21 protein-coding genes are annotated in these 24,386 nt (G+C 58.3%); 12 read left to right on the top strand and 9 right to left on the bottom strand.

Features of this window, described 5'->3' with window-relative positions; translation table 11 throughout:
• Positions 1–50 precede the first annotated feature (50 nt).
• The 4 genes from ACR0DO_RS04560 to xdhA are packed head-to-tail and all read right to left on the bottom strand — an operon-like array spanning position 51 to position 6,257.
• A complete protein-coding gene (locus tag ACR0DO_RS04560) occupies positions 51–1,568 on the bottom strand; it encodes an ABC transporter ATP-binding protein (protein WP_480556913.1) in 1,518 nt (505 codons plus the stop codon).
• Complete coding sequence (gene xdhC, locus ACR0DO_RS04555) at positions 1,565–2,500, bottom strand: xanthine dehydrogenase accessory protein XdhC (RefSeq protein WP_480556912.1); 936 nt, start codon at positions 2,498–2,500, stop codon at positions 1,565–1,567. Before xdhC ends, ACR0DO_RS04560 begins: the two co-directional genes overlap by 4 nt.
• Positions 2,500–4,902, bottom strand: a complete 2,403-nt coding sequence (gene xdhB, locus ACR0DO_RS04550; protein WP_480556911.1) for a xanthine dehydrogenase molybdopterin binding subunit — start codon at positions 4,900–4,902, stop codon at positions 2,500–2,502. The genes xdhC and xdhB overlap by 1 nt, the downstream gene beginning before the upstream one ends.
• The gene (gene xdhA / locus ACR0DO_RS04545; protein WP_480556910.1) at positions 4,899–6,257 is read right to left on the bottom strand and encodes a xanthine dehydrogenase small subunit; all 1,359 of its coding nucleotides are present in this window, start codon (positions 6,255–6,257) and stop codon (positions 4,899–4,901) included. Before xdhA ends, xdhB begins: the two co-directional genes overlap by 4 nt.
• A gap of 344 nt (positions 6,258–6,601) precedes the next feature.
• Here xdhA and dnaE point away from each other — a divergent pair, with 344 nt between their 5' ends.
• The 3 genes from dnaE (at position 6,602) to ACR0DO_RS04530 (ending at position 10,780) form a co-directional block, all read left to right on the top strand.
• A complete protein-coding gene (gene dnaE / locus ACR0DO_RS04540; protein ID WP_480556909.1) occupies positions 6,602–10,102 on the top strand; it encodes a DNA polymerase III subunit alpha in 3,501 nt (1,166 codons plus the stop codon).
• A gap of 85 nt (positions 10,103–10,187) precedes the next feature.
• Positions 10,188–10,406, top strand: coding sequence for a YMGG-like glycine zipper-containing protein (locus ACR0DO_RS04535; RefSeq protein ID WP_170440677.1), 219 nt, complete (start codon positions 10,188–10,190; stop codon positions 10,404–10,406).
• Positions 10,407–10,432: 26 nt separating this feature from the next.
• Positions 10,433–10,780, top strand: coding sequence for a hypothetical protein (locus tag ACR0DO_RS04530; RefSeq protein ID WP_480556908.1), 348 nt, complete (start codon positions 10,433–10,435; stop codon positions 10,778–10,780).
• Positions 10,781–10,784: 4 nt separating this feature from the next.
• Here ACR0DO_RS04530 and ACR0DO_RS04525 read toward each other — a convergent pair whose 3' ends face one another.
• Positions 10,785–10,979 (bottom strand): SlyX family protein, encoded by a 195-nt coding sequence (locus tag ACR0DO_RS04525; protein WP_170440680.1) that lies wholly within the window; start codon positions 10,977–10,979, stop codon positions 10,785–10,787.
• Positions 10,980–11,108: 129 nt separating this feature from the next.
• Here ACR0DO_RS04525 and hisS point away from each other — a divergent pair, with 129 nt between their 5' ends.
• Genes hisS through hisG form a run of 3 tightly spaced genes read left to right on the top strand, consistent with a single transcriptional unit; the run spans position 11,109 to position 14,374 of the window.
• Positions 11,109–12,596 carry a histidine--tRNA ligase gene (gene hisS / locus ACR0DO_RS04520; RefSeq protein ID WP_480556907.1) on the top strand — a complete coding sequence of 496 codons (1,488 nt, stop codon included), beginning with the start codon at positions 11,109–11,111 and terminating at the stop codon, positions 12,594–12,596.
• A 3-nt stretch (positions 12,597–12,599) separates the two neighbouring features.
• Positions 12,600–13,688, top strand: a complete 1,089-nt coding sequence (locus tag ACR0DO_RS04515; protein ID WP_480556906.1) for an ATP phosphoribosyltransferase regulatory subunit — start codon at positions 12,600–12,602, stop codon at positions 13,686–13,688.
• On the top strand, positions 13,685–14,374 hold the full coding sequence (hisG, locus tag ACR0DO_RS04510) for an ATP phosphoribosyltransferase (protein ID WP_480556905.1): 690 nt from the start codon (positions 13,685–13,687) through the stop codon (positions 14,372–14,374). The genes ACR0DO_RS04515 and hisG overlap by 4 nt, the downstream gene beginning before the upstream one ends.
• On the opposite strand, the gene ACR0DO_RS04505 is transcribed toward hisG, so the two are convergent.
• Positions 14,371–14,802 (bottom strand): DUF1489 family protein, encoded by a 432-nt coding sequence (locus ACR0DO_RS04505; RefSeq protein ID WP_170674701.1) that lies wholly within the window; start codon positions 14,800–14,802, stop codon positions 14,371–14,373. The two genes, hisG and ACR0DO_RS04505, sit on opposite strands and share 4 nt — an antisense overlap.
• Positions 14,803–14,916: 114 nt before the next feature.
• Here ACR0DO_RS04505 and ACR0DO_RS04500 point away from each other — a divergent pair, with 114 nt between their 5' ends.
• Positions 14,917–17,199: an adenosylcobalamin-dependent ribonucleoside-diphosphate reductase gene (locus ACR0DO_RS04500; RefSeq protein ID WP_480556904.1), complete on the top strand. Its 2,283-nt coding sequence runs from the start codon at positions 14,917–14,919 to the stop codon at positions 17,197–17,199.
• Between the two features lie 164 nt (positions 17,200–17,363).
• On the opposite strand, the gene ACR0DO_RS04495 is transcribed toward ACR0DO_RS04500, so the two are convergent.
• The 3 genes from ACR0DO_RS04495 to ACR0DO_RS04485 are packed head-to-tail and all read right to left on the bottom strand — an operon-like array spanning position 17,364 to position 19,682.
• On the bottom strand, positions 17,364–18,794 hold the full coding sequence (locus ACR0DO_RS04495) for an exonuclease domain-containing protein (protein WP_480556903.1): 1,431 nt from the start codon (positions 18,792–18,794) through the stop codon (positions 17,364–17,366).
• Between the two features lie 13 nt (positions 18,795–18,807).
• Positions 18,808–19,329 carry an ImmA/IrrE family metallo-endopeptidase gene (locus ACR0DO_RS04490; protein WP_480556902.1) on the bottom strand — a complete coding sequence of 174 codons (522 nt, stop codon included), beginning with the start codon at positions 19,327–19,329 and terminating at the stop codon, positions 18,808–18,810.
• Positions 19,326–19,682 (bottom strand): helix-turn-helix domain-containing protein, encoded by a 357-nt coding sequence (locus tag ACR0DO_RS04485; RefSeq protein ID WP_170663139.1) that lies wholly within the window; start codon positions 19,680–19,682, stop codon positions 19,326–19,328. The genes ACR0DO_RS04490 and ACR0DO_RS04485 overlap by 4 nt, the downstream gene beginning before the upstream one ends.
• A gap of 402 nt (positions 19,683–20,084) precedes the next feature.
• Between ACR0DO_RS04485 and ACR0DO_RS04480 the strand changes: the two genes are divergently transcribed.
• The 5 genes from ACR0DO_RS04480 to ACR0DO_RS04460 all read left to right on the top strand — a co-directional run bounded on the left by ACR0DO_RS04480 (position 20,085) and on the right by ACR0DO_RS04460 (position 24,361).
• Positions 20,085–21,218, top strand: a complete 1,134-nt coding sequence (locus ACR0DO_RS04480) for a patatin-like phospholipase family protein (RefSeq protein WP_480556901.1) — start codon at positions 20,085–20,087, stop codon at positions 21,216–21,218.
• A 37-nt stretch (positions 21,219–21,255) separates the two neighbouring features.
• Entirely contained in the window at positions 21,256–22,341 is a 1,086-nt protein-coding gene (locus ACR0DO_RS04475; RefSeq protein WP_480556900.1) for a cyclic GMP-AMP synthase DncV-like nucleotidyltransferase, read from the top strand.
• Positions 22,320–22,985 (top strand): SEC-C metal-binding domain-containing protein, encoded by a 666-nt coding sequence (locus ACR0DO_RS04470; protein ID WP_480556899.1) that lies wholly within the window; start codon positions 22,320–22,322, stop codon positions 22,983–22,985. The genes ACR0DO_RS04475 and ACR0DO_RS04470 overlap by 22 nt, the downstream gene beginning before the upstream one ends.
• 2 nt (positions 22,986–22,987) lie before the next feature.
• Complete coding sequence (locus ACR0DO_RS04465; RefSeq protein WP_480556898.1) at positions 22,988–23,605, top strand: hypothetical protein; 618 nt, start codon at positions 22,988–22,990, stop codon at positions 23,603–23,605.
• Positions 23,606–23,884: 279 nt separating this feature from the next.
• Entirely contained in the window at positions 23,885–24,361 is a 477-nt protein-coding gene (locus tag ACR0DO_RS04460; RefSeq protein WP_480556897.1) for a hypothetical protein, read from the top strand.
• Positions 24,362–24,386: the final 25 nt, after the last annotated feature.

Genomic DNA, 24,386 nt, shown 5'->3' with positions numbered 1-24,386 from the left:
ACCCATCTTCATCTTTTTTTAAATACTCTCGCCGAAGGCGACGCGACCGTTCATACATGCGCCACCTCCATGCCATGCGCCCCACCCATCATCAGGCCGATCTCATCGACCGTCAGGCCCGTGGTCGGGCGCGGGGCGCTCAGGCGGCCTTCGTTCAGGGCCGCGAAGCTGTCCGAGATTTCCATCAGCTCGTCGAGGTCCTGGCTGATGCAGATCACCGCCGTACCTTTTGCGGCCAGATCCAGAATGGCCTGCCGGATCGAGGCCGCCGCCGCTGCATCCACACCCCATGTCGGCTGGTTGACCACAAGCACGTCGGGGTTCTGCAGAACTTCGCGACCGATCACGAATTTCTGCAGGTTTCCGCCCGACAGCGAACGCGCTGCGTTCTCCGGCCCCGGCGTGCGCACGTCGAAGGCGCTGATGATCTTTTCGGCAAAGCTTTTGGTCTCGGCCCATTTGAGGAACCCGTTGCTTTCCAACCCCTCTCGAACCGATCCGGTCAGCAGGGCGTTTTCGGTCAGGCTCATATCCGGAGCCGCCGCATGGCCCAGCCGTTCCTCGGGAGCGGTCAGTACACCCAGCTTTCGCCGGGCGGTGGGGCCGAGCTTGCCGATCTTCTGGCCGTTGAACTTGATCGCATCGGCGGTTGTCAGGATTTCGCCCGACAGCACGCCCAGCAATTCATCCTGCCCGTTCCCGGCGACGCCACCGATGCCCAGAACCTCGCCCTTGCGGACCGTCATGTGGACATTGCGCAACGCCGTGCCGAATTCCGACGGCGAGGGTACCGACAGCCCGCTGACATCCAGCGCGACATCGCCAAATTCGCGGCCCGACCGTTCGGGTGTCTGCAGGGTCGATCCAACCATCATCTCGGCCATGTCGCGGGCCGAGGTTTCAGAGGGGACACATTCGCCGACATTCTTGCCCAGACGCAGGATCGTGGCGTGGTCGCACAGGGTCCGGATTTCTTCCAGTTTGTGCGAGATATACAGGATCGAAGTGCCCTCGGACCGCAGCTTGTTCAGCGTTTCAAACAGGATATCGACCTCTTGAGGGGTCAGAACCGAGGTCGGCTCGTCCATGATCAGCAGCTTCGGGTCTTGCAGCAGACAGCGGATGATTTCGACCCGCTGGCGTTCGCCTGCGGACAGGTCGCCAACGGTGCGGTAGGGGTCCAGCGGCAGGCCGTAGGTCTCGGACACTTCGCGGATGCGCGAGGCCAGATCACCCATCGGCGGCGGGTTCTCCATCCCCAGCGCGATGTTTTCGGCCACGTTCAATGCATCGAACAGCGAAAAGTGCTGGAACACCATTGCGATCCCGTCGGCCCGCGCCGCGCGGGGTTCAGGTGGCGCAAAGGGCTGGCCCCGCAGTAACATTGTGCCGCTGTCGGGTTTCACCAACCCGTAGATCATTTTGACCAGCGTGGATTTACCCGCGCCGTTTTCGCCCAGCAAGGCGTGAACTTCGCCCTCACCGATGTCAAAGGACACCTGATCATTGGCCACGACGCCGGGATAGGCCTTGGTCAGCCCTTGCAGGCTTAAGAGTGGAGTGGTCACGCGCTCAGGTCCTTCTTCAACTCGTTCTGTCGGGCCGGGCGCAAGAGCTGCGCGGCGACGCCAACGGCGATCATCTGCGGGTGCTTGCCCAGGCCGGGGTCCCCAATCGGGCAAGTGATCCGGCTGATCCGTTCGGGCGAATGCCCAAGGGCCGCCAGCCGCGACCGGAATCGCGCCCATTTCGTAGCCGAGCCGATCAGGCCCGCAAAGCGGAAATCATGCAAAAGCAGCCGGTTGCACAGCTCTAAATCCAGATTGTGTGAATAAGTCAGCACAAGATGCTCGGCATCGGGTGGTGCGTGGCGCACCAGTTCCGCAGGTTTGGTGGCCGGAACCACCGCCACTCCGGCCGGAATTGAATCCGGAAACCGTTCGGGGCCGGTATCGACCCATGTGATCGCCAGATCGGGCAGGGGGGACAGAACATCCACCAGCGCGCGGCCCACATGGCCTGCGCCCCAGATCCACAGGTTCCGTGTTGGCTTGTGTACCGGCTCAACCATCCAGCCGTCGACCAGTTGCGGTTCGGGCGCGACGCCCTGTCCGCGCGCGGCCGCCAGCAGGCGTTTGACCGACAGAGGCATGTCGCCTTCGGATGCGGATCGCGCGATGACCGTGTCGTCGAGCGCTTCAACCGCTTTATGGTCAAAGACCTCGCTCAGCAGTGACACCGCACCGCCGCAGCATTGGCCCATGTCGGGGCCAAGCGCGTGATGTGTCAGGCGGGCTTGCATCGTCTGCGCCCGCGCGGCCACAGCCGCTTGAAACTCCAGTGTGCCACCACCGATGGTTCCGCTTTGCCCGTTCTCCCAAACCAGCATTGCAGCACCGACTTCTCGCGGGGATGACCCCTTGATCGCAGCGATGACCACCCGGGTGACTTTCCCGTGGGTTTTGACCGCCTCCCTCAAAGCCTCTCGATCAAATCCCATCAGGTTCCTCCTTTTACCCGTTGGACGCCGCGCCAGATCTCTTCGGCTGTGGCGGGTGCATCCAGCGCCGGATAGCTGTCGCCACAGGCGGCCACCGCATTCGACAGCGCCAACCAAGCCGAGATGCCCAGCATGAACGGCGGCTCACCCACAGCCTTCGAGCGATAGATCGTGTCCTCGCGGTTCTCACCATCCCAGAGCGCGACGTTGAAGATGTCGGGCCGGTCCGAACAGGCCGGGATCTTGTATGTCGAGGGCGCGTGGGTGCGTAGGTTGCCCTTGCCGTCCCAGACCAGTTCCTCGGTTGTCAGCCAGCCGGCGCCCTGCACATAGCCGCCTTCGACCTGCCCGATGTCCAGCGCCGGGTTCAGCGAGGCGCCTGCGTCATGCAGGATATCGGTGCGTAGGATGCGGTTTTCACCGGTCAGAGTGTCCACGGCAACCTCGGTGATCGAGGCTCCGTAGGCGAAGTAGAAGAATGGGCGTCCACGTCCAGCGATCCGGTCCCATTCAATTTTTGGCGTTTTATAGAAGCCGGTTGCCGACAGACTTATGCGTCCCTGATAGGCCAGCGCGGCGGCTTCGGCGAAGGTGTAGCGTTCCTCGCCAACCGAAACCTGGCTGTCAGAGAAGGTGACTGTCGACGGATCGGCCTGATGCCGCTCGGCCAGATATTCGGCCATCCGGTCGCGGATCGTATCGCAGGCCGCTTTCACGGCCATCCCGTTGAGGTCACTGCCCGAAGACGCTGCCGTGGCCGAGGTGTTCGGCACTTTGGCGGTATCCGTGGCGGTGATCTTGACCATTTCCAGCGGAATGCCAAAGCGGGACGCAGCCACCTGCGCGACCTTCTGGAACAGCCCCTGTCCCATCTCGGTGCCGCCATGGTTCAGGTGGACCGAGCCGTCCTGATACACATGTACCAGCGCACCCGCCTGGTTGAGGTGGGTCAGCGTGAAGGAAATCCCGAACTTGACCGGAGAGAAGGCGATGCCCTTCTTGATCACGCTGTTCTCGGCGTTCCATTTCTTGATTGCGGCTTTGCGCACGGCATAGTCGCTGGATTTCAGCAGCGCTTCGGTCATGCCATGCAGCTCGAAATCGCTGACCTCCATGCCATAGGGCGTGGTGTTGCCGCCAGCGGGCAGAGGGCGCACTGGTGCGCTTCCGGTTTCAACCGCGCCTCGGCTGGTCAGGTCCTCATGCGGGTCGGGGTGACTCAGTGGTTTCTCTGTCGGTTCTACCTCCGCCACCTTGTGCGCGGGTTCATAGTAGTTCCGTCTGCGCAGCTCGGCCGGGTCCAGTCCCAATTCGTAGGCTGCGTGATCCATCACCCGTTCGATCCCGACCATGCCCTGCGGGCCTCCGAACCCACGATAGGCGGTGGCGGATTGGGTGTTCGTCTTCAGCCGGTGGCTCTCGATCCGCGCATTGGGCAGCAGATAAGCGTTGTCCGAATGCAGCATCGCGCGGTCGGCTACGGGTAGGGACAGGTCCTGCGCCCAACCGCAGATGGCGTGGTGCAGGAACGAGACGCCTTGAATATGGCCATGCTCATCAAATCCGGCCTTGTACGAGATGCGGAACGCATGGCGCTTGCCGGTGATGATCATGTCATCGTCCCGGTCATAGCGCATCTTGCAGGCTTTGCCTGTTGCCCGCGCGGCCACTGCACAGGCAACGGCCAAAGCGTTACCCTGACTTTCCTTACCACCAAAACCGCCGCCCATCCGGCGTGTTTCGACCCGGACAGCATGCATCGGAACGCCCAAAGCGTCCGCCACCTTGTGCTGAATCTCGGTCGGGTGCTGGGTCGAGCTATGCACCAGCATATCCGCGCCTTCATTCGGCACGGCCAGCGCAGCCTGACCTTCCAGATAGAAATGCTCTTGCCCGCCGAGTTCAAAGGAGCCTTCAACCACGTGGGCCGCGCCCGCAATGGCCGCGTCGGCGTCACCCTTGGCATAGATGCGCGGGCCGTCCTCGAACCGGCTGTCAGCGGCCAGAGCGTCTTCGACCGTCAGGATCGGAGTTTCTTCGGCATAGTCGATCTTACCAAGCCGCGCGGCTTTGCGGGCGGCCAAATGGCTGGTGGCGACGACCATAAACACCGGCTGGCCGATATAGTGAACTGTTCCGTCGGAGAGCAGCGGTTCGTCATGGATCGAGGGTGAGACGTCGTTGGCAAACGGCAGGTCATCCGCCGTCATCACCATCGCGACCCCGTCGGCAGCTTTCACGGTCGACAGGTCCATCGCGGTGATCTTGCCTTTGGCAATCGGGCTCAGGCCAAATGCCAAATGCAGAGAACCCTTTGGCGTCGGAATGTCATCCACGTATCGCGCCGAGCCGGACACATGCAGCGGTGCCGCGTCATGGGGGAGGGGTTTGGTCACGCTCATGCCGACACCTCCAGCACATTGGTCAGTTCGCCCTGATCCTCGAGGAAGTACCGCTCAAGCATCGCCTTGGCGGTTTCCAGACGATAGGTGGCCGAGGCGCGCATGTCCGTGAGTGGTGAATAGTCGTTGGCAAAGGCGGGCAGCGCGGCGTTAATGGTTTCGCGCGTCCACGGTTTGTCGATCAGTGCGGCCTCGACATGGGATGCCCGTTTCGGGATGCCCGCCATGCCGCCAAACGCGATGCGCGCTTGCGTGACGGTACCGTCCGAAACGGTGATGTTGAAACACCCGCAGACGGCCGAGATATCCTGATCGAACCGTTTGCTGAGTTTGTAGGCTTTCAAGCGATCCGCTTGACGGGGGAAACTGACGGCTTCGACGAACTCACCCGGTGCGCGGTCTTGCTTGCCGTAATCGATGAAGAACTCTTCCAGAGGCATCGACCGCCGCGCATCGCCATTGCGCAGATGCAGGGTGGCGTCCAGCGCGATCAGGGCGGGTGGGTTGTCTCCGATGGGTGACCCATTGGCGATATTGCCGCCCACGGTGGCCGCGTGGCGCACCTGAACGCTGGCATAACGGCGGATCATTTCAGCGTAAGAGGGGTGCAAATCAGTCAGCGCCGCGCCCATACGGTTCATGTCGACCATCGCGCCAAAGCGGATTTCGTCCTCGGTGATCGTGATCTGTTTCAGATCCTCGCAGCGGTTGAGGAAAATCACCGGATCCGGATCGCGCAATTGCTTGGTGACCCAAAGCCCGACATCGGTCGCTCCAGCGACAAGGGTGGCATCCGGGTTCTCGGCGTACACTGCTGCCAACTCGTCGGACGAGCCGGGCACCATCGGCGATGCCTGCACGGCGACCGGTTTGTCTTTGACCCAGACGGGAACAGGCTGATCCTCAGCGGCCTGAGCCGCGCGAATGATCGGGGCGTAGCCGGTACAGCGGCACAGGTTTCCGGCAAGCTGGGTGTCGTAATCCGTCGCGCCGTTCGCATGACTGGCGACCATCGACATGACAAAGCCGGGGGTGCAGAAACCGCATTGCGACCCATGCAGATCGACCATCGCCTGTTGCACCGGATGGGCCTCGCCCTTCGGGCCGCTGGCGCCTTCGACAGTGCGGACAGCCTTGCCATGCAGTTGCGGCAGAAACAGGATGCAGGAGTTCAGCGCTTTGGCGCCGCCTTCATCCGTCACCATGACCGTGCAGGCGCCGCAATCGCCCTCGTTGCAGCCTTCCTTGGTGCCGGTCAGGCCGCGATCCTCGCGCAGCCAGTCCAGCAGGGTCGCTGTCGGATCGACATCCGCCAACTCCACTGTCTCTCCGTTCAGAAGAAACGTGATATTCATTCGAGAAACCCGTCGCCTTACCCGGTTGCGCCCTTGGGTGCCCTCCTTCGATGCGACGTAGAAAGAGTGGCGGGCGGATAGCTTGCCGTCAGATGTTAGAAACAGGGCAGGTTCTCTGGCAAGAAAAACTGCCTATATTATGCACCATTAGACGGGTACAGCTTGTGAATGTCGCGTTTGTGTAAAAGGCAGTCGCTTGTAAATAAAGCGCTTTTTGCGGGCGGCGCCCGGTCAATCCCGAAGCACCTTCTGCAAAAGCCGAATAATCCGCACTGATTTTTTTGGCATTCCAAAGCTGCGGTTCCCGCTTTTGCCGGGCAGCTGGCTGGGATAGCGTAGGCGGTATGAGCAGTACTCCTCGATTCATTCACCTCCGTGTTCACACCGAATATTCCCTGCTGGAAGGCGCCGTGCGGCTGAAAAAGCTGCCCGCCCTGTGCGAGAAGATGGAGATGCCCGCCGTCGCGGTGACAGACACCAATTCGATGTTCTCGGCGCTGGAGTTTTCAGTGACCGCCAGTGGCGCCGGGGTGCAGCCGATCATGGGCTGTCAGGTCGATCTGACTTATCTGCAGGCGCAGCCCGGCGAGAAACCCAAAGCGCCTGCGCCGCTGGTACTGCTGGCGCAATCCGAGGTTGGGTATGAGAACCTGATGAAGCTCAGTTCCTGCCTTTACGTGGATAAGGGCGGGCAGTTGCCGCAGGTCACGTTGGAAGAGTTGGCGGACCGGTCGGACGGTTTGATCTGTTTGACCGGCGGGCCGGATGGGCCTGTGGGGATGCTGCTGCAGCAGGGTCAGCGCCCGGCGGCCGAGGTGCTGGTTGATCAGTTGGCGGCGATGTTCCCAGATCGCATTTACATCGAACTTCAGCGCCATCCGGGGGAAGACGGCCAGCCCGAAGCCGAACGCCTCACCGAGCGTGGCCATGTCGAGATGGCTTATGCCAAGAACCTGCCTCTGGTCGCGACCAACGACGTCTATTTCCCGACGACAGACATGTATGAGGCCCACGACGCACTGATCTGTATCGCCGAGGGCGCCTATGTCGACCAGCAGGAGGGCCGCCGTCGCCTGACCGCTCAGCACTACTTCAAGTCACAGCAGGAAATGGTGACTCTGTTCGCCGATCTCCCCGAAGCCATCGAGAACACGGCCGAGATCGCCAAACGCTGCGCCTTCATGGCCTATCGCCGCGATCCGATCCTGCCAAAATTCGCCGATGACGAGGTCGCTGAACTGCGCCGCATCGCGAATGAGGGCTTGCAAAAACGTCTGGCGGTGATCCCCCATGCGGTGACACCTGAAGAATACCAGGAACGGCTGGATTTCGAGCTTGGGATCATCGAAGGTATGGGCTTTCCCGGCTACTTCCTGATCGTTGCGGACTTTATCCAATGGGCCAAGGATCATGACATTCCGGTGGGGCCGGGGCGGGGTTCGGGCGCGGGGTCTTTGGTGGCTTATGCGCTGACGATCACCGACCTTGACCCGCTGCGCTATTCCCTGCTGTTCGAACGCTTCCTGAACCCCGAGCGGGTTTCGATGCCCGACTTCGATATCGACTTCTGCATGGACCGCCGCGAAGAGGTGATCCGCTACGTGCAGCAGAAATACGGGCGCGACAAGGTGGGGCAGATCATCACCTTTGGCGCGTTGCTGTCGAAAGCTGCCGTGCGCGATATCGGGCGGGTGTTGCAGATGCCTTACGGGCAGGTGGATCGCTTGTCCAAGATGATCCCGGTTGAGGGGGTAAAACCCGTCTCGATCGAAAAGGCGCTGAAAGACGAACCACGGTTGCGCGAAGAGGCCCGCAACGAAGAGGTGGTGGACCGCCTGCTCACCTACGGTCAGCAGGTCGAAGGGCTGCTGCGAAACGCCTCGACCCACGCGGCGGGGGTTGTGATCGGGGATCGTCCGCTGGACGCGCTGGTGCCGCTATACCAAGACCCGCGCTCGGACATGCCGGCAACTCAGTTCAATATGAAATGGGTGGAACAGGCCGGGCTGGTCAAGTTCGACTTTCTGGGCCTGAAGACGCTAACCGTGATCCAGAACGCGATGGACATCATTTTCAAGTCCGGGCGTCCCTTGCATGTCGCGGCGGACGGCACCGAGCTTTACGAACCTGCAGAAGGGGCCGAGAACCAGATCAACGCCATCCCGCTGGATGATGAGGCGACTTACAAGCTCTATTCAGCGGCCAAAACGGTTGCGGTGTTCCAGGTGGAATCCTCGGGCATGATGGACGCGCTCAAGCGGATGAAGCCGACCTGTATCGAGGACATCGTGGCCCTTGTGGCGCTGTATCGTCCCGGTCCGATGGAGAACATCCCGACCTATTGCGAGGTCAAGAACGGGCTGCGCAAGATCACCTCGGTTCATCCCCTCATCGACCATATCCTTGAGGAAACGCAGGGCATCATCGTTTATCAGGAACAGGTGATGCAGATTGCGCAGGTCATGGCCGGGTACAGTCTCGGCGGTGCCGACCTGCTGCGCCGCGCGATGGGTAAAAAGATCAAAGAGGCGATGGACGCCGAGCGCCCGAAATTCGAAAAGGGCGCGGGCGAGAATGGCGTGGACGCCAAAAAGGCCAGCGAAGTCTTCGACCTGCTGGAGAAATTCGCCAACTACGGCTTCAACAAATCCCACGCGGCGGCTTATGCGGTGGTCAGCTATCAGACCGGCTGGCTGAAGGCGAACCACCCGGTCGAGTTCATGGCCGGGGTCATGAACTGCGATATCCACCTGACCGACAAGCTGGCTGTCTATTTCGAAGAGGTCCGCAAGGGGCTGGAACTGCCCTATGTACCGCCCTGTGTGAACCGGTCGTTGGCGACCTTCGACGTGGTGAATGGCGAACTGGTCTATGCGCTGGGCGCGTTGAAAAACGTCGGCGTCGAGGCGATGAATCTGGTTGTGGAAGGGCGTGGCAACAAGCCGTTCGTCAACCTGTTCGACTTTGCCCGCCGGGTTGATCTGAAGAAGGTCGGCAAACGCCCGTTGGAGATGCTGGCGCGGGCCGGGGCCTTCGATCAACTCGATAATAACCGCCGCCGCGTGTTCGAAAGCCTTGATCCTCTGGTGCAGTATTCTGCGGCAATCCATGATCAGAAGAACTCGAACCAGGTGTCGCTGTTTGGTGAGGCGGGCGACGACCTGCCGGAACCGCGTCTGTCGCCGACACCCGACTGGTTGCCCGCCGAGCGCTTGAGCGAGGAGTTCAGGGCCATCGGCTTCTACCTTTCGGGCCACCCGCTGGATGACTATATGCCTGCGTTGAAGCGCAAGCAGGTGCTGACCTTGGATGAAGTGACGGAAAAGGCGCGGTCAGGGCCGTTCATTGCGAAAATGGCGGGTGTCGTGGCCGGGCGGCAGGAACGGAAATCGGCGCGCGGTAACCGGTTCGCCTTTGCCCAGCTCTCGGACCCCACGGGCGCCTATGAGGTCACCCTGTTCTCGGAAACGCTGGAGAAATCGCGCGAGTATCTGGAAACCGGCGCGCAGGTGGTGCTGACCGCCGAGGCGACGATGGAGGCGGACCAGCTGAAACTGCTGGGCCGCTCGGTTGGGCCGGTGGATACGGTCGTGGCCGAGGCTGGGGCAACGGGGCTAAGGATATTCGTGGACGAACCGGCGGTGCTGGCAACCGTCGCCAAGGTGCTTGAGGACGCCGCTGGTGCGGCCAAGCGGGCCTCGAAAGGGCCGATCCATGTCTTTCTGATGGACCCGGGCCTGCCGGGTGATGTCGAGATGGATCTGGGGCAGGATTTCCCGATCAACCCTCAGATCAAGGGCGCGATCAAGTCTCTGGACGGTGTCACCGACGTTCAGGAAATCTGAGCCAGCCATTTGTTGCCACAGCGTTTTTGCGCGGCTAGGCTGTGATCATTGCTTCATTTGGGGCGTGTCACAGGAGGGCACTTTCATGCGCTTTTCAGCTTTGGGATTAAGAACATTTGCATTGGCAGCCGCCGCGTCTCTGGCGATGGCGTCCGGGGGGCTGGCAGATGACAAGGATGACAAAAAGAAAAAGACGATCGAAGGCGCGCTGATCGGCGCGGGTGTCGGGGCACTTGTCGGTGACGGCAAGGGCGCAGCGATTGGTGGCGTGGCCGGGGCCATTATTGGACACAACTGGAAGTGATGGCGATGCGGACTGATAAACTCAAAATGCCCGTTTGCGCCGCAATCCTGATGGTTCCGTGTGTGGCGATTGCCGATGACGCGGCTGAACAGATGGTACAGGACGCGTTGCCTGTGATGCACTACACCTGCGCCTCGATTGCTGAAGAGGCTGACGGGGACGAAGCCTTTGTTGTCGAGGTCGTGGGCAAGATGACGGCCCTGTCGCTTTATAATCGTCAGATCAATATCGAAGATCACGCGACCACAGACGAGGAAAAGACTCAGTTGCGTGAAGCCTTCATTGCAGCGCTGTCCGAAGGCTGCGCCGCGGATAAGGATGCCCTTTTGGGTGGGGTTGTCGACAACGCGGTGAAGACGACGCTGGGTCTGTGATCCGTCAATAATGCGGCGGGCGTTCGTCTCCGAAGACGACTCCGCCCGATCCTTCCTGCGCCCGTTCGGCCTCGCGCTGCAACAGCATCTCGACGCGGCGGGTGAGGCGGTCGATCTCGGATTGCTGGCGGGTGACGACCGTGTTCAGCTCTTCGACCGTGCGGGTCAGATGGGCGATCTGTTCTTCCAGATGCTGCATGGGGGACTCCTGTTCCTGCGCCGGTCATAGCGACCCTGTGACGCCGTGGCCAGCGAAAGCGCGCCTTGCCCAGATGCGGGCCATGGGATAGACCGCGCGCGGAACATGAAAATCCCAAGGACGCCCCACATGGCCAAGCCCAAGAAACAGCCCCGCCCCAAGGCGATTACGCCCAAAGGGTTCCGCGACTATTTCGGCCAGGAAGTCTCGCAGCGCACCGAGATGCTGCGGACCATTGCGGACGTCTATCATCGGTACGGGTTTGATGCCCTGGAAAGCAGCGCGGTCGAAACCGTTGAGGCGCTGGGCAAGTTCCTTCCGGATGTGGATCGCCCGAACGAGGGCGTGTTTGCGTGGCAGGAGGTTGACGAAAACGACAAGGGCGACTGGATGGCCCTGCGCTATGATCTGACCGCGCCTCTGGCCCGCGTCTATGCGCAGCACCGCAACGATCTGCCGACGCCTTATCGCCGCTATGCGATGGGTCCGGTCTGGCGCAACGAAAAGCCGGGGCCGGGGCGCTATCGTCAGTTCTATCAGTGTGATGCGGATACGGTGGGCACGGCCTCGATGGCTGCGGACGCCGAGATTTGCACGATGCTGTCGGATACGCTGGAGACCGTCGGCATTCCCCGTGGCGACTATCTGGTGCGGGTCAATAACCGCAAGGTCCTGAACGGTGTGCTCGAGGCGATGGGCCTGGGCGAAGACGCCGCCGCCCGTGACAACGTCCTGCGTACCATCGACAAGTTTGATAAGGTGGGCGAGGCCGGTGTGCGCGAGCTGCTGACCAAGGGCCGTCTGGATGCGTCTGGTGCGTTCATCGATGGCGTCGGCCTGAGCGACGATCAGGCAGAGCCGGTGATTGCCTTCCTGACATCGAAAGCCGCGGATACCGCCGGGACGCTGGCGAACCTGCGCGCCGCTGTCGGCGATAGCAAGATCGGTGCGGATGGCATTGCCGAGCTGGAACAGATCGGCGCCCTTCTTGATGCTGGTGGGTACGGCGCGGACAGGATCGAGATCGATCCTTCGGTGGTGCGCGGCTTGGGCTATTATACCGGGCCGGTTTATGAAGCTGAACTGACCTTTGACATCCTTGACGACAAGGGCCGCAAGCGGCAATTCGGATCGGTTTCGGGCGGTGGCCGCTATGACGATCTGGTCAAGCGGTTCACAGGGCAGGAAGTGCCTGCAACCGGCATCTCTATCGGTGTCGACCGCCTGCTGGCTGCCTTGCGCGAAAAGGGCCGGATCGCCGCAAAGGCGACTGGTCCCGTTGTAGTCACCGTCATGGATCGCGACCGCATGGCCGACTATCAGGCGATGGTGGCCGAGCTGCGCAATGCAGGTATCCGCGCCGAGGTCTATCTGGGCAACCCCAAGAATTTCGGCAATCAGCTGAAATATGCGGACAAGCGCAACTCGCCGATTGCGGTGATCGAAGGTGGTGATGAAAAGGCCAACGGCATCGTGCAAATCAAGGACCTGATCCTTGGCGCCAAGATCGCCGAAAGCGCCACGCTTGAGGAATGGAAGGAACGCCCCAGCCAGTTCGAAGTACCGCGCAGCGATCTGGTCGCCAAGGTGCGTGAAATTCTGGACAGTCAGGACTAGGCCATGCCCAACCGTTCCCAGATACAGGCCCGCGCCGCGATGATGCGCGTCCGGTTCGAGGCCGCAGGCGCGCAGGTGGTGGACCCGCCGCTGCTGCAACCGGCTGAAACGCTGCTGGACCTTTATGGCGAGGATATCCGCGCGCGCGCTTACGTGACCTCGGATGCGCTGCGCGGTGAGCAGATGATGCGCCCCGATTTCACCCTGCCCGTAGTGCAGATGCACATGAGCGAGGGGGCCGAGCCCGCGCGTTACACCTATTCCGGTGAGGTGTTCCGCCGTCAGGAACACGACCCGGATCGGTCCAACGAATACATTCAGGTCGGCTATGAGGTGTTCGACCGTGACGATCCCTCGGGCGCCGATGCCGAGGTGTTTTCGCTGTTCGCGCTGCAACTGCGCGGTCTGCCTTTGCGTGCCGCGACCGGGGATATCGGCATCCTGACCGCAGCCGTTCAGGGCTTGCGCACGACGGACCGCCGCAAAGCCGCGCTGATGCGGCATCTGTGGCGTCCGCGCCGGTTCCGGGTTCTGCTGGACCGTTTCGCGGGCCGCAAACCCGGCCCGGAAGGGCGCGAGGCTCTGTTGAATGCGGAAAACCCGTTGGACCACGACATCCCCATGATCGGCAAGCGTCGCGCGTCCGAGGTAGAGGCACGGATCGAAGCCCTGCGCGAAGATCGCGATACGCCGCCGATTTCAGACAGTGAACTGGCTGGTCTGGAAACGCTGTTGAACGTACGCGAGACCATGCCCTTTGCGCTGGAGCAACTGCGTGACGTGGCGGTGGACCTGCCGCAAATCACTCCAGCGCTGGATCGGCTTGAGGCGCGGGTCGCATCGCTGCAGGCGCGCGGCGTTGATGTGGACCGGCTGGATTTCGAGGCCGCCTATGGCAGGACGTCGATGGAGTATTACGACGGGTTTGTCTTTGGCTTTTACGCCGAGGGCCGCCCGGACCTGCCTCCGATTGCAACCGGCGGGCGCTATGACGCGCTGACCCGGCAACTGGGCAACGGCGCTGAAATTCCGGCTGTCGGCGGCGTCATCCGCCCCGACCTGATGCTGGAGATTGAGGAGGACGCGCAATGAGCCTGAAACTGGGCGTGCCCTCGAAGGGCCGGTTGATGGAGAAGACCTTCTCGTGGTTCGAGAAGCGCGGCATCACCCTGTCGCGCAGCGGATCGGACCGGGAATATGCGGGCAAGGTCGAGGGGATCGATGGTGTTTCGCTGGTCCTGTTGTCCGCCGGGGAAATCCCGCGCGAACTGGCCGCGGGGCGCATTCACCTGGGCGTCACCGGGATCGATCTGGTGCACGAGAAACTGCCGCGCTGGGAACAGCAGGTCGAAGAGGTTTCGCAGCTTGGGTTCGGCAAGGCTGATCTGATCATCGCCACGCCCGCCTGCTGGGTGGATGTGGACACGCTGGACGATATGGACGCGGCTGCTGCGGCGTTTCGCAAGACCCATGGCCACCGGCTGCGCATTGCCACCAAATATCATCGGCTGGTGCGTGAGTTCCTGACGGATGCGGGCGTGGCTGACTACACTCTGGTCGACAGCCAGGGCGCGACCGAGGGCACGGTGATGAACGAAACCGCCGAGGCGATTGCTGACATCACCTCGACCGGGGAAACCCTGCGGGCAAACCACCTGAAAATCCTGTCGGACGGGCTGATCCTGCAATCTCAGGCGACGCTGTGGCGTAGCCGGGTGGCGAAATGCGATGCAGCGGAAAAGGCGGTTCTGTCCGAACTGATGGATCGGCTGCGTTAAAGCAAGCCGATATCGGCCAGCGCGCGGTTCAGGTCATCGGGCAGGGTGTCGTCCTGCTCGCGCCCCTTGGGCAGGTCGGCAGGCGTGTCCTCGGGTTTCAGATAGCGCCAGCCCTGAAACGGTCGTTTAAGGGCGTTCTGGGTGCGGTGCACCTCGGGGTCCAGCACGATGGCACAGCGGCGGATCCCATCCTCGCCCCGCACCTCGTCCAGCCGCAGGATACGCTGGCGGCACTGGATCACGCCCTTGATCACCCAATAGATCGAACCGCCGTTCAGAATCTCGGCCTCGCGCTTGGGCCACATGCGGGTGACGTGGCGCGGGCAGCCGTCCTCATACAGCGGTTTGCGGCTGTCCTGCCACGCCATCAGCGTGTCGACGCTTTCCGAGCCAACCGAGAGTTTTATGAGGTTTACGTACTTATCCACAGCTTTCCCACAGAGTCGTCCATCGACTATCTATCCATTGTAGCTCATGCGCGATTGTCATCAAGGTTTAGTAGGTGATAGTCTGTATCCCTCTTCTAATACAGGGAATCGCCAATGAGCCGCTTTGCCGCCCCCATCGCCGAGCAGATCTGGGACATGAAATACCGTTTCAAACAGGCGGATGGCACGCCCATCGACCAGACGGTCGAGGACAGCTGGCGACGCATCGCCCGCGATCTGGCACGGGTGGAAAAAGACCCCGCGCACTGGGAAGAGAAGTTTTTTGAGGCGTTGGAGGATTTCAAATACCTACCCGCCGGTCGTATCACCGCAGGTGCAGGCACTGCGCGGCAGGTGACGCTTTTTAACTGCTTTGTCATGGGCACCGTACCCGACAGTATGGGCGGCATCTTCGACATGCTGAAAGAGGCTGCGCTGACCATGCAGCAGGGCGGGGGGATCGGTTATGATTTCTCGACCATTCGCCCGCGGGGCGCCGATGTGCATGGCGTGGCAGCCGATGCCTCGGGGCCGTTGAGCTTCATGGACGTATGGGATGCCATGTGCCGGACGATCATGTCCGCAGGCTCGCGCCGTGGGGCGATGATGGCGACCATGCGTTGCGACCATCCGGATATCGAACAGTTCATCACCGCCAAATCCGACCCGGCGCGTCTGCGCATGTTCAACATGTCGGTGCTGGTCACCGACCCGTTCATGGAGGCGGTCAAGGCCGATGGCCCGTGGGAGCTGGTGTTCGGCGACAAGGTCTATCACACCGTTCAAGCCCGTGACTTGTGGAACAAGATCATGCAGGCCACCTACGACTATGCCGAGCCGGGCGTGATCTTCATCGACCGGATCAATCAGGCCAACAATCTGAGCTATGTGGAAACCATCGCGGCGACCAATCCGTGTGGTGAACAACCCCTGCCACCCTATGGCGCCTGCCTGCTGGGGTCGATCAACCTTGCGCGGCTGGTGGCCGAGCCTTTCGAGGACGCCGCGCATCTGGATGAAGCCGCGCTGCAGGAGTTGGTGGCGACGTCCGTGCGGATGATGGACAATGTGGTCGACGCGTCGAAATTCCCGCTGCCCGAACAGGCCGCTGAGGCACAGGCCAAGCGCCGGATCGGGCTGGGTGTGACCGGTCTGGCCGATGCGCTGCTGATGCTGGGTCTGCGCTATGGGTCCGACGAGGCGGCGCGTCAGACCGAGTGCTGGCTGCAGGCGATCGCCCGCGCCGCGTATCTGGCGTCGGTGGATTTGGCCAAGGAAAAAGGGGTGTTCCCGCTGTTCGATGCCGAGAAATATCTGGCCAGCGGCACCATGCAGCAGATGGATGAGGATGTACGCGACGCAATCCGCGAGCATGGTATCCGCAACGCTCTGCTGACCTCGATCGCGCCGACCGGCACGATTTCCCTGTATGCGGGCAACGTGTCTTCGGGGATCGAGCCGGTCTTTGCCTATGCCTACACCCGCAAGGTTTTGCAGAAGGACGGCTCGCGCACCGAAGAAGAGGTCGTGGACTACGCCGTGCAGATGTGGCGGGACAAGTTCGGTGACAAGGAGCTGCCGGACTATTTCGTCAACGCGCAGACGCTGTCTCCGTCGGATCACGTCAAGATGCAGGCGGCGGCGCAGAAATGGATCGACAGCTCGATCTCGAAGACGATCAACTGCCCCGAAGACATCAGCTTTGACGCTTTCAAGGATGTCTACATGCAAGCCTGGGATCAGGGTTGCAAAGGCTGCACGACCTATCGTCCGAACGACGTGACTGGGTCGGTTTTGACAGTATCCGAGAGCGCCGACACCGCACCGGGTGAAAGCGCGGCTGCCCCGCATGAGGTCGATGGAGGCGAGGTTGTATACATGTCCGAACCGCTGGATCGGCCGCAATCGCTGGAAGGCTCGACCTACAAGCTGAAATGGCCAGATAGCGAGCACGCGATCTACCTGACCATCAATGATATCGTCATCGGCGGGCGGCGTCGTCCGTTCGAGGTGTTCATCAACTCGAAGAACATGGAGCATTACGCCTGGACGCTGGCCCTGACCCGGATGATCTCGGCCGTGTTCCGGCGAGGTGGGGATGTGTCGTTCGTGGTCGAAGAGCTGAAGGCGGTTTTCGATCCCCGCGGCGGCGCCTGGGTGAAGGGCAAGTACATCCCCTCGATCCTGGCCGCGATCGGCGGGGTGATTGAGCAACACCTGATCAACATCGGTTTCCTCGAGGGCGAAGGCATGGGCCTGAAGTCCGACCCGCAAGCGCAGGTGGTCAACATGGATGCCCCCCGCGGCAAAGCATGCCCGTCCTGCGGCCAGTTCGACATGGTGATGATCGAAGGCTGCATGACCTGCCGCAGTTGTGGGCACTCCAAATGTGGCTGACCCTGGGGGGTAAACTGCTGTGGAACGACACATAAGGTGACATTTATTGACGCCGAGTTGCCATTTCTTGGCGTCAAACCTGCAACTTTCATAGCAGATTTTTGCGTGTTCCATAAATTAGCGGCGGAATCCGAACCTTCGTCGCAATAGGCTGGTCGGCTATCTCAACTTACTAAAGCGGACCTTGGTTGCGCCTCTAGAAACTTCAAGATGTTTGAGCGACGTTCGACAAGGAACATTGCATACCCCTCCAAAAGCACAGTTGCGTTCGGGTCAGTTTTGGACTTTGCTTGAATCTCTTCGACTTGCTTCAGAGCTTGTTCAATGGAAAGCGGCTTAGATTCCGAAGACATCAGGCGACGCGCTAAATCGATATCCATTTTCTGAACTTTTTCAGGTGGCAACGAGGAGCGGCATTCGAAATAGTTTATCCGCAGGGCTAGTTCTTTGAGTCTGTCGTCTTCAAAACTGTGTGCAATCTTCTGCCTTTCCTTCCAAGGCGCGGCGTGAAACTGATCACAAAGCGCGACGTCGTTCCAGCTTGAAAACCTCGCGTATAGCATCTCTTCAACGTGAGTTGGTTCAGGATACTTTGGACGAGTTTCTAAATAGCATTCCGCGAGCCTGGACTTAAGGTTTTCGTCTGCAACTATTTGAGCCGCACGATCTTCCAGCTCTTCACAAGATACGCCCTCAAAAAGTTCTTCGGGGGCCTCCCAAAGTGGCACCATCGTAGGGCCGGCGTTCGTTCGGATTCTTCGGATAGGGCTTGGTTGGTTTGATAGTTTGGCCACCAACTGTTCATCTGACATTGATGCGAGATCGCGGATCGGTGCATTCAGACTCAAACAAAGCATGGTATTCGGCTGATCGGGTTCATTTGCGACGAACACTACGGGAGTGTGGCAAGCTCGGTTTGCAAAAAATTCAGTAAGCAAGAAGGGTTCATCCGATGAAATAAAGTCTGCGACCGAGGCTTTATTGGAGAAACGCACAAACCTTCGCCAAAGGTCAGGACTCAGTCTTTTCACAAGCCTACAGAGTTCAAGCGCCGTCTGGGTGTCGGACAATGCATCGTGTGCTTTCGTCGATATTATGCCGTTGGCGGCGGCTAGGTCCTGAAGTCGGAAGCTTGCGCTTCCGGTCTCTTTGAGCGGGACGGTTAGAGCGGTATCACCGGAAGCGGAGCAGGCCAAAGCCAAAGACATTACGTCGTTACGCCCGTTTCCGTGAAAGCTCGTAAGGTAAGGCGGATGCAGAGTTTGATACAACGCCTGACGAAGGAACTCTTCGTCAAATCTTATGGAGTTGTATCCAAGAAAAATAGCAGGCGACCAAGACTCCAATCGTGCATTTAACTCGCAGATCATTTGATAGTGAGTAGGAAGCCTCTGGTCTGTCAGCTCATCAATGGAGAGGCCATTAGCGATTATCGCCTGGCCACTTGGAACAACATTCGGGTCGATCCTTGACCTCAATTCTAACCGATCAGTTTCGTTTAGGTCGTTGTCGGTTCTTATGGCGGCGAACTGAACGATTTGGTCGAAACCAGCGTGAAGTCCAGTGGTCTCGGTGTCAAAGAATACAAAAGGCAAGAGGTCACCATTATCACATGAGGCTGGCCAGTCGGTAATTCATCGCTGATACGCTGACACGAAATTTTTTGGCCAGTCTCTCAACGCTGGCCTCGTCGTCGAGGTCTAAACCGTCCCTATCACAAGCCTCCAACAGAAGCTCTTCTGGCATAAGAAGTGCGGATGCGAATGCATTTGCTTGGACTTCCAATGGATCGATGCCCTGCGAAGACACAGAGTCTCTCTTTAGCGCTCGCAACCCTTTTGATACATGAATTTTTCCACGAAGTTCTTCTTCATGGAGGATATGATGGGCGAGCTCGTGCGCCGCAGAGAACCTTTGTCGATTGGGGTGATGCAGGGCATTCACGCCAATGATAGATATGCCGTCTTCGATAAAAGCCATTCCCGACAATTCTTCATCTAGGGGCTCGTAATCGAGCACTATACCTCTGGACTTGATGATCCGTTCTATTGGAATCGGGGCTCGTTTAATGCCGCATTCTTCCAAAACCTTTTTCGCAGCTTCAATTGCATGTTGCTTAGGGCCAGTCATCTGTCGCTACTCTGCTTCTTGACGTGCAGGCGCGCATTACGGATCATTTGTTCGAGAGTTGCTTTGCTGGCCTCCGACAAAATTTCGTTGGTTTCCATGGTAGTTTCTTCCTCCCTTTCACGGCCGATGCCGAGTGGCGGCAACAGATCAGAGACCTTGGTCATCTCCAAGGCTCTCGCAATCGCATAAAGATGGTGCAGGCCGACATTCTGCTGCCCGCGCTCAATGTTCGCGATAGACGCGCGGGACAGTCCGGTTTTTTGAGCGAGATCCAGCTGGGTCATTTTGCCCTGCTGTTTTCTTCGGATTGCAACAGCGCGTCCGAACGCTTGATAAATAGCGTCTTTTGACATGCCTCTAGTTACTTATATCGACATCGCTTTGTCAATATATTAAACATTTGTTTGTAATATAAACATTATATTGTTTGAATTGACAACAATATGATTCCCAATCATGATCACCTCAATACTTAAAGAATCGGGCAATTCAGCAGAAAGGGACATCCGATGGCAGGTAGGGGAAAAAGCGGGGGAGGATACCGCAGCGCGAAATCGGGCCGGTACGTCACGAAGGCATACGGAAAATCGCATCCGCGGACGACTGTGAAAGAGGCACCGGGCAAAAGTGGATCGACCGGCGGCAGCTACAGAAGCGCCGTAAGCGGCCGTTTTGTGAGCGCAAAATACGGGAAAACCCACCCTGGAACCACGGTACGAGAGAAGTAGCAACTTGTGCGCACAAAGGTCGAAGAAATGGTGGCTGTGAAACCGTATCGTGTATTGTGTTTGGACGGTGGAGGAATGCGCGGGATATACACTGCGGCGTTCCTGGAGCGCTTGTCTGACCAGTATGCTCGTCTCCGCGGTCTCTCAGCCCTCGATGTTGGTCTGGGTTTCGATCTAATCGTTGGGACCAGCACAGGTGCCATTGTCGGTGTCGGCCTCGCGGCGGGTATACCAATGAGCAAAGTCATAGAGCTTTACTCAAATCATGGCAGCGACATATTTCAAAACCGGATTACTGGACCTCTCAGTGCGATCAAACACGGATTGAAGGGACGTAAGTCGCTTGAACATGGCGAGGCGCGCTTGAAGCTTGCTTTATCCGAAGTGCTCGGCAACATTACTATGTCTGACGTTTATAACGGCAGGGGGATATCCCTAGCCGTACCCGCAATTCGAATGAACACTCACAAAGCTTGGGTGTTCAAAAAGACTCTCAAAAGTGGCGTTCGAGACGACAACTATCCACTGGTCGATGTTTGCCTTGCTACTAGTGCCGCACCGATCTACCGGTCCCTGGCCGCAATTGACAACCCAAGCGGCGGCGCGGGTGGAAAAGAGGTCTTTGCCGACGGTGGGCTTTGGGCAAATAATCCCGTTCTGGTCGGGTTAATTGACGCAATTCGAAACGCAGCACCTGATCAGCCGATTGAACTTTTTTCCCTAGGCACTTGCCCTCGGCCAGAAGGAGAGCACGTAGAAGGCGAGGAAGCGCACAGAACCATTTTTGAATGGTGGATGGGCGCTAAAGTGGCTCCGTTGGGCATAGCAGCTCAGGAAAGCGCGTTCGACGATATGGCGAGAATGCTCGCTAATTCATTCACTGAGCTGGGGAGGGAGGTAAAAACCATCCGCTTCCCGCAAAAACCAGTTCCCGCATCCATGATGGATTTCTTGGGGCTCGATGACACACGAAAAATTGCGAGAGAACGCTTGATTCAGCAGGCACACATTGATGCGGATCTCACAAAAAGTGCGTGTGACGATGACAATAACCCAGATGGCATACGCATCAAAAAGATTTTTGTGGATGTGCCCGAACTTAGAACAGAAGACAGTTGGCTCGCGTCTATGCGCGTCAGAAGTGAGGTGGAAAATGTTTGATTGCGCAAAAGACGTGCGAGCCTTTCACAATGATCGAGTGACCCTCCCCCAAAAGGACCAAGATAAGATGCGGGACCGCCGCAACAGCAACCGAAACCGCGTCAAGAAAGGCCTCAAGGACGCTGGTAAACCTGCTCCGTTGGAGTTCGTGAGCCAAGGTAGCTACGCGATGAGAACGATGGTCTGGAATCCCGACCTGGACTACGATATCGACGACGGCATCTACTTCCGTAAGGAAAACTTGGTCGGACCTAGAGGTGGCGAAATGTCACCAAGGCAAGCCCGAGAGATGGCGCGGGATGCTGTCGATGATGGGTCATTCAAGACAGCACCCGAAGTGCGCCAAAACTGTGTGCGTGTCTATTACGATGCCGGGTACCACGTTGATCAACCCGTATATCGAAAGATAGTCGACGAAGACATTTTTGGAAACGAGATCGTTTACTATGAACTCGCTTCAGGCTCAACCTGGGTTCGCTCTGACGCGCGCGATGTCACCAATTGGTATGAAGACAAGCGCAAGTTTAGCTTGGACGGTACTCAAATGCGCCGCATCAACCGCAACTTGAAAAAATTTGCAAAAAGTCGAGCGAGCTGGGGGAGCAGAACACTTAGCGGTTTCGCTATTTCCGTACTGACAACTGAGAAATTCTCAGCCTCTTCGACGCGCGAAGACGTTGCAATGTACAATACCATGAGGGCTATTCGCTCTCGTCTCCTTTGGGATCTGGAAATCAAACATCCTGTTACGCCAAATGGTTGGCTTACAAACGGTCCCGAGGACGCCAAGGCGAAGTTTTTTCTCGAAAAACTCGAGAGCGCTTTGGGCGACCTGCAACCGCTGTTTGAACCTGATTGCACGCGCGAAAGGGCGCTAAAATGTTGGGACAAGGTCTTTGACACAACGTTTTTCTCTGATCGGTACAAGAACGAAAAATCGAAAGCATCAGCGCTCGCCGCTCCAGCTTTGCTCGGTGCATCAACGGTAGCGGCAACTGCGCATACATCGCTTGCTACAAAGTCTCTTTCCGCCGAAGAGAAAATTCGCAGGGCGGCCTCGGCCGTAGATGGTATTCGATCTAGCGGGCGTGGAACAAGTCCATGGGCTTCGACAAAACACTGACCCCTGAGAACGGTGATGAGTATCGCGAGCACGTCGATGCTGTGCTTCGTCGTCTTCAGCCAGAGCTTTCTTCAAGCCTCGTCAAAGAAAGCATCTGCATCAGTGGAAATCTTATTTGCACAGGCGATGACGGGCCGTTTGATTTTTTCAAAATCTCCGCTGTACTACCGGTTGGTTTTCCACTGACGGAGCCATTCGTTTGGGAAACCGGCGATCGTATACCCAGAACTGCAGACCGCCACATCTATCCAAAGCCTGGCAATTGCTGTTTGTGTGTTTGGGAAGAATGGCTTTGCGGGAAACCTAACGTTGGCTTCGAGGACTTTCTTGTCGGGCCGCTCCATTCATACTTTGTCAGCCAGTCGATATTTGAGATGACTGGGGAATGGCCTTTCGGTCAGCGTGACCATGACAAAAAAGGGCTAGATCAAGCAGTGATGAAAATGCTGAGCGATATCCCAAATGTTCAGGTAGATCGAGCGTTGGCCATCTTGTCTCAAAGAAATATGAAGGGACACGCTCGATGCCCATGTGGAAGCGGGCAGCGGCTACGGAATTGCCACTACCGAGAGCTGGAATTGGCTCGTGAGCGCCTCACAAGATCGTCTTGGAAGGACTTGAGAGATCGACGAAAATCCTATTGAAAGTGAGGGTAAAGAAAGTAGTGTTTTATTTAGATGATTTTTCAGACGAAGCGACAGGATTCACGGCAAACTCGACGTCCTCGGAATGGGAGCCTTGGCTATTGTCTGTTATTCCCAAAGAAGCTCATGAAGAGGTCTGTCGCCGACTTAGTTCTAACTTGAAACGCACCATAGTTGGACTCGAGATGAAAGCCGGGCTCCTCATTCCACATGGCGAACGTCTCGCTGGGCGATCAGTCTTGTTCGAGCCCTATTCTCAAATCATGACCTTCGAATTCTGTGTCGGCACGTTCTCAGTTTGTGAAGGGCTGGGTTCAATTTACTATCTAACGGATCAGGGCGATGATGGATCCACAGGAAAGCGCGTTTCTACAAAGCAATGGATTGCCGCATTGGTCGAGCACTTCGATGAAGACGGTAGCCTAGAACTAGAAGCCAGTATAGCAGTCGCCAAGTCCGTTCGCGATTTGCTCCACCAGGACCGCCTGGGAGCTCGCGAAAACATCGACTGGCATTCTATGGGCTATAAAGAAGCATTTTTACCCGCGTTATCTGTAATGCAGGGATTGCTGAGCCACCAGCCGGATCGAGTTCCTGAGGCAACCATTCTCGCAGGGTAAACCGGCAAGATCCTGCGTTTCAGAGGTCCTGGATAGGCCGATGTGGTAAATGTCCGCTATGCGGCAGTTGCGCTGCGGCGGCGAACGGCGGGATGCATGACTGTTTCAGACCGGATATACTTGCCCAATAAATCTAAGTTTCAGTGCTTTGAATGTGCGCTAGGATGACGCGAGCAGGCGTTTAGCATCATCCTCGTGAAAAGATGCAGATTTCTAATACAACATACAGCCAACTTAGGTGACCCAATGGACGTTCTCTTTTCAACAACCCTCAAACCCATGGCCGACTTTGAAGTGGGAGAAATCGGTTTCTGCAACTTTGGCAGAGGGGCGGAATTGGCCATGCTTGTTGTCAAACTCGAGGAGGATCTTGGATTCGCTACAATGCATGACCAGGGCAATGATCTGTTCAGTATTCACTATGTGGAACACAGACCTGACCTCTGCCTTTCTTATGGTCAGGACTGGAAACTAGTTATCGACCCAACTGGCGATATCCAAATGGGAGTTTATGCCTCCCCCGAAATTGGCGACATAGTTATGTGGAATGGTGTCTATGGTTTGTGCGCGTCTCAGTCTCACAGCCCCATGAAGAGAAAGATCAACATTCCACTGACTGGCACCGTTTCCAATAGATCGCCCGTTGAAGCAGTGTTTAAATCTTGGAAAATTGTCCTCGGCGAGACTGATCCTGAGACTGGCCTAGCTCCCGTGATCTTCCGCCACAACCACTCTAAGCAGGTTTCGCAGTCTTGATTGAAATATTGCCATAACTAGGAAT

The organism is Ruegeria sp. AM9 (assembly GCF_056540565.1).
Note: the sequence above shows the minus strand (reverse complement) of the source record. Positions and strands in the feature narration are given on the sequence as shown.

Coding starts and splice junctions, on each gene's coding strand:
- ACR0DO_RS04500 (WP_480556904.1), top strand. CDS start 14,917: ATGAGCCGCTTTGCCGCCCCCATCGCCGAGCAGATCTGGGACATGAAA.
- ACR0DO_RS04525 (WP_170440680.1), bottom strand. CDS start 10,979: ATGCAGCATCTGGAAGAACAGATCGCCCATCTGACCCGCACGGTCGAA.
- ACR0DO_RS04490 (WP_480556902.1), bottom strand. CDS start 19,329: ATGACTGGCCCTAAGCAACATGCAATTGAAGCTGCGAAAAAGGTTTTG.
- ACR0DO_RS04530 (WP_480556908.1), top strand. CDS start 10,433: ATGCCCGTTTGCGCCGCAATCCTGATGGTTCCGTGTGTGGCGATTGCC.
- hisG (WP_480556905.1), top strand. CDS start 13,685: ATGAGCCTGAAACTGGGCGTGCCCTCGAAGGGCCGGTTGATGGAGAAG.
- xdhC (WP_480556912.1), bottom strand. CDS start 2,500: ATGGGATTTGATCGAGAGGCTTTGAGGGAGGCGGTCAAAACCCACGGG.
- xdhA (WP_480556910.1), bottom strand. CDS start 6,257: ATGAATATCACGTTTCTTCTGAACGGAGAGACAGTGGAGTTGGCGGAT.
- ACR0DO_RS04515 (WP_480556906.1), top strand. CDS start 12,600: ATGCCCAACCGTTCCCAGATACAGGCCCGCGCCGCGATGATGCGCGTC.
- ACR0DO_RS04485 (WP_170663139.1), bottom strand. CDS start 19,682: ATGTCAAAAGACGCTATTTATCAAGCGTTCGGACGCGCTGTTGCAATC.
- dnaE (WP_480556909.1), top strand. CDS start 6,602: ATGAGCAGTACTCCTCGATTCATTCACCTCCGTGTTCACACCGAATAT.
- ACR0DO_RS04480 (WP_480556901.1), top strand. CDS start 20,085: ATGGTGGCTGTGAAACCGTATCGTGTATTGTGTTTGGACGGTGGAGGA.
- ACR0DO_RS04470 (WP_480556899.1), top strand. CDS start 22,320: ATGGGCTTCGACAAAACACTGACCCCTGAGAACGGTGATGAGTATCGC.
- xdhB (WP_480556911.1), bottom strand. CDS start 4,902: ATGAGCGTGACCAAACCCCTCCCCCATGACGCGGCACCGCTGCATGTG.
- ACR0DO_RS04460 (WP_480556897.1), top strand. CDS start 23,885: ATGGCCGACTTTGAAGTGGGAGAAATCGGTTTCTGCAACTTTGGCAGA.
- ACR0DO_RS04535 (WP_170440677.1), top strand. CDS start 10,188: ATGCGCTTTTCAGCTTTGGGATTAAGAACATTTGCATTGGCAGCCGCC.
- hisS (WP_480556907.1), top strand. CDS start 11,109: ATGGCCAAGCCCAAGAAACAGCCCCGCCCCAAGGCGATTACGCCCAAA.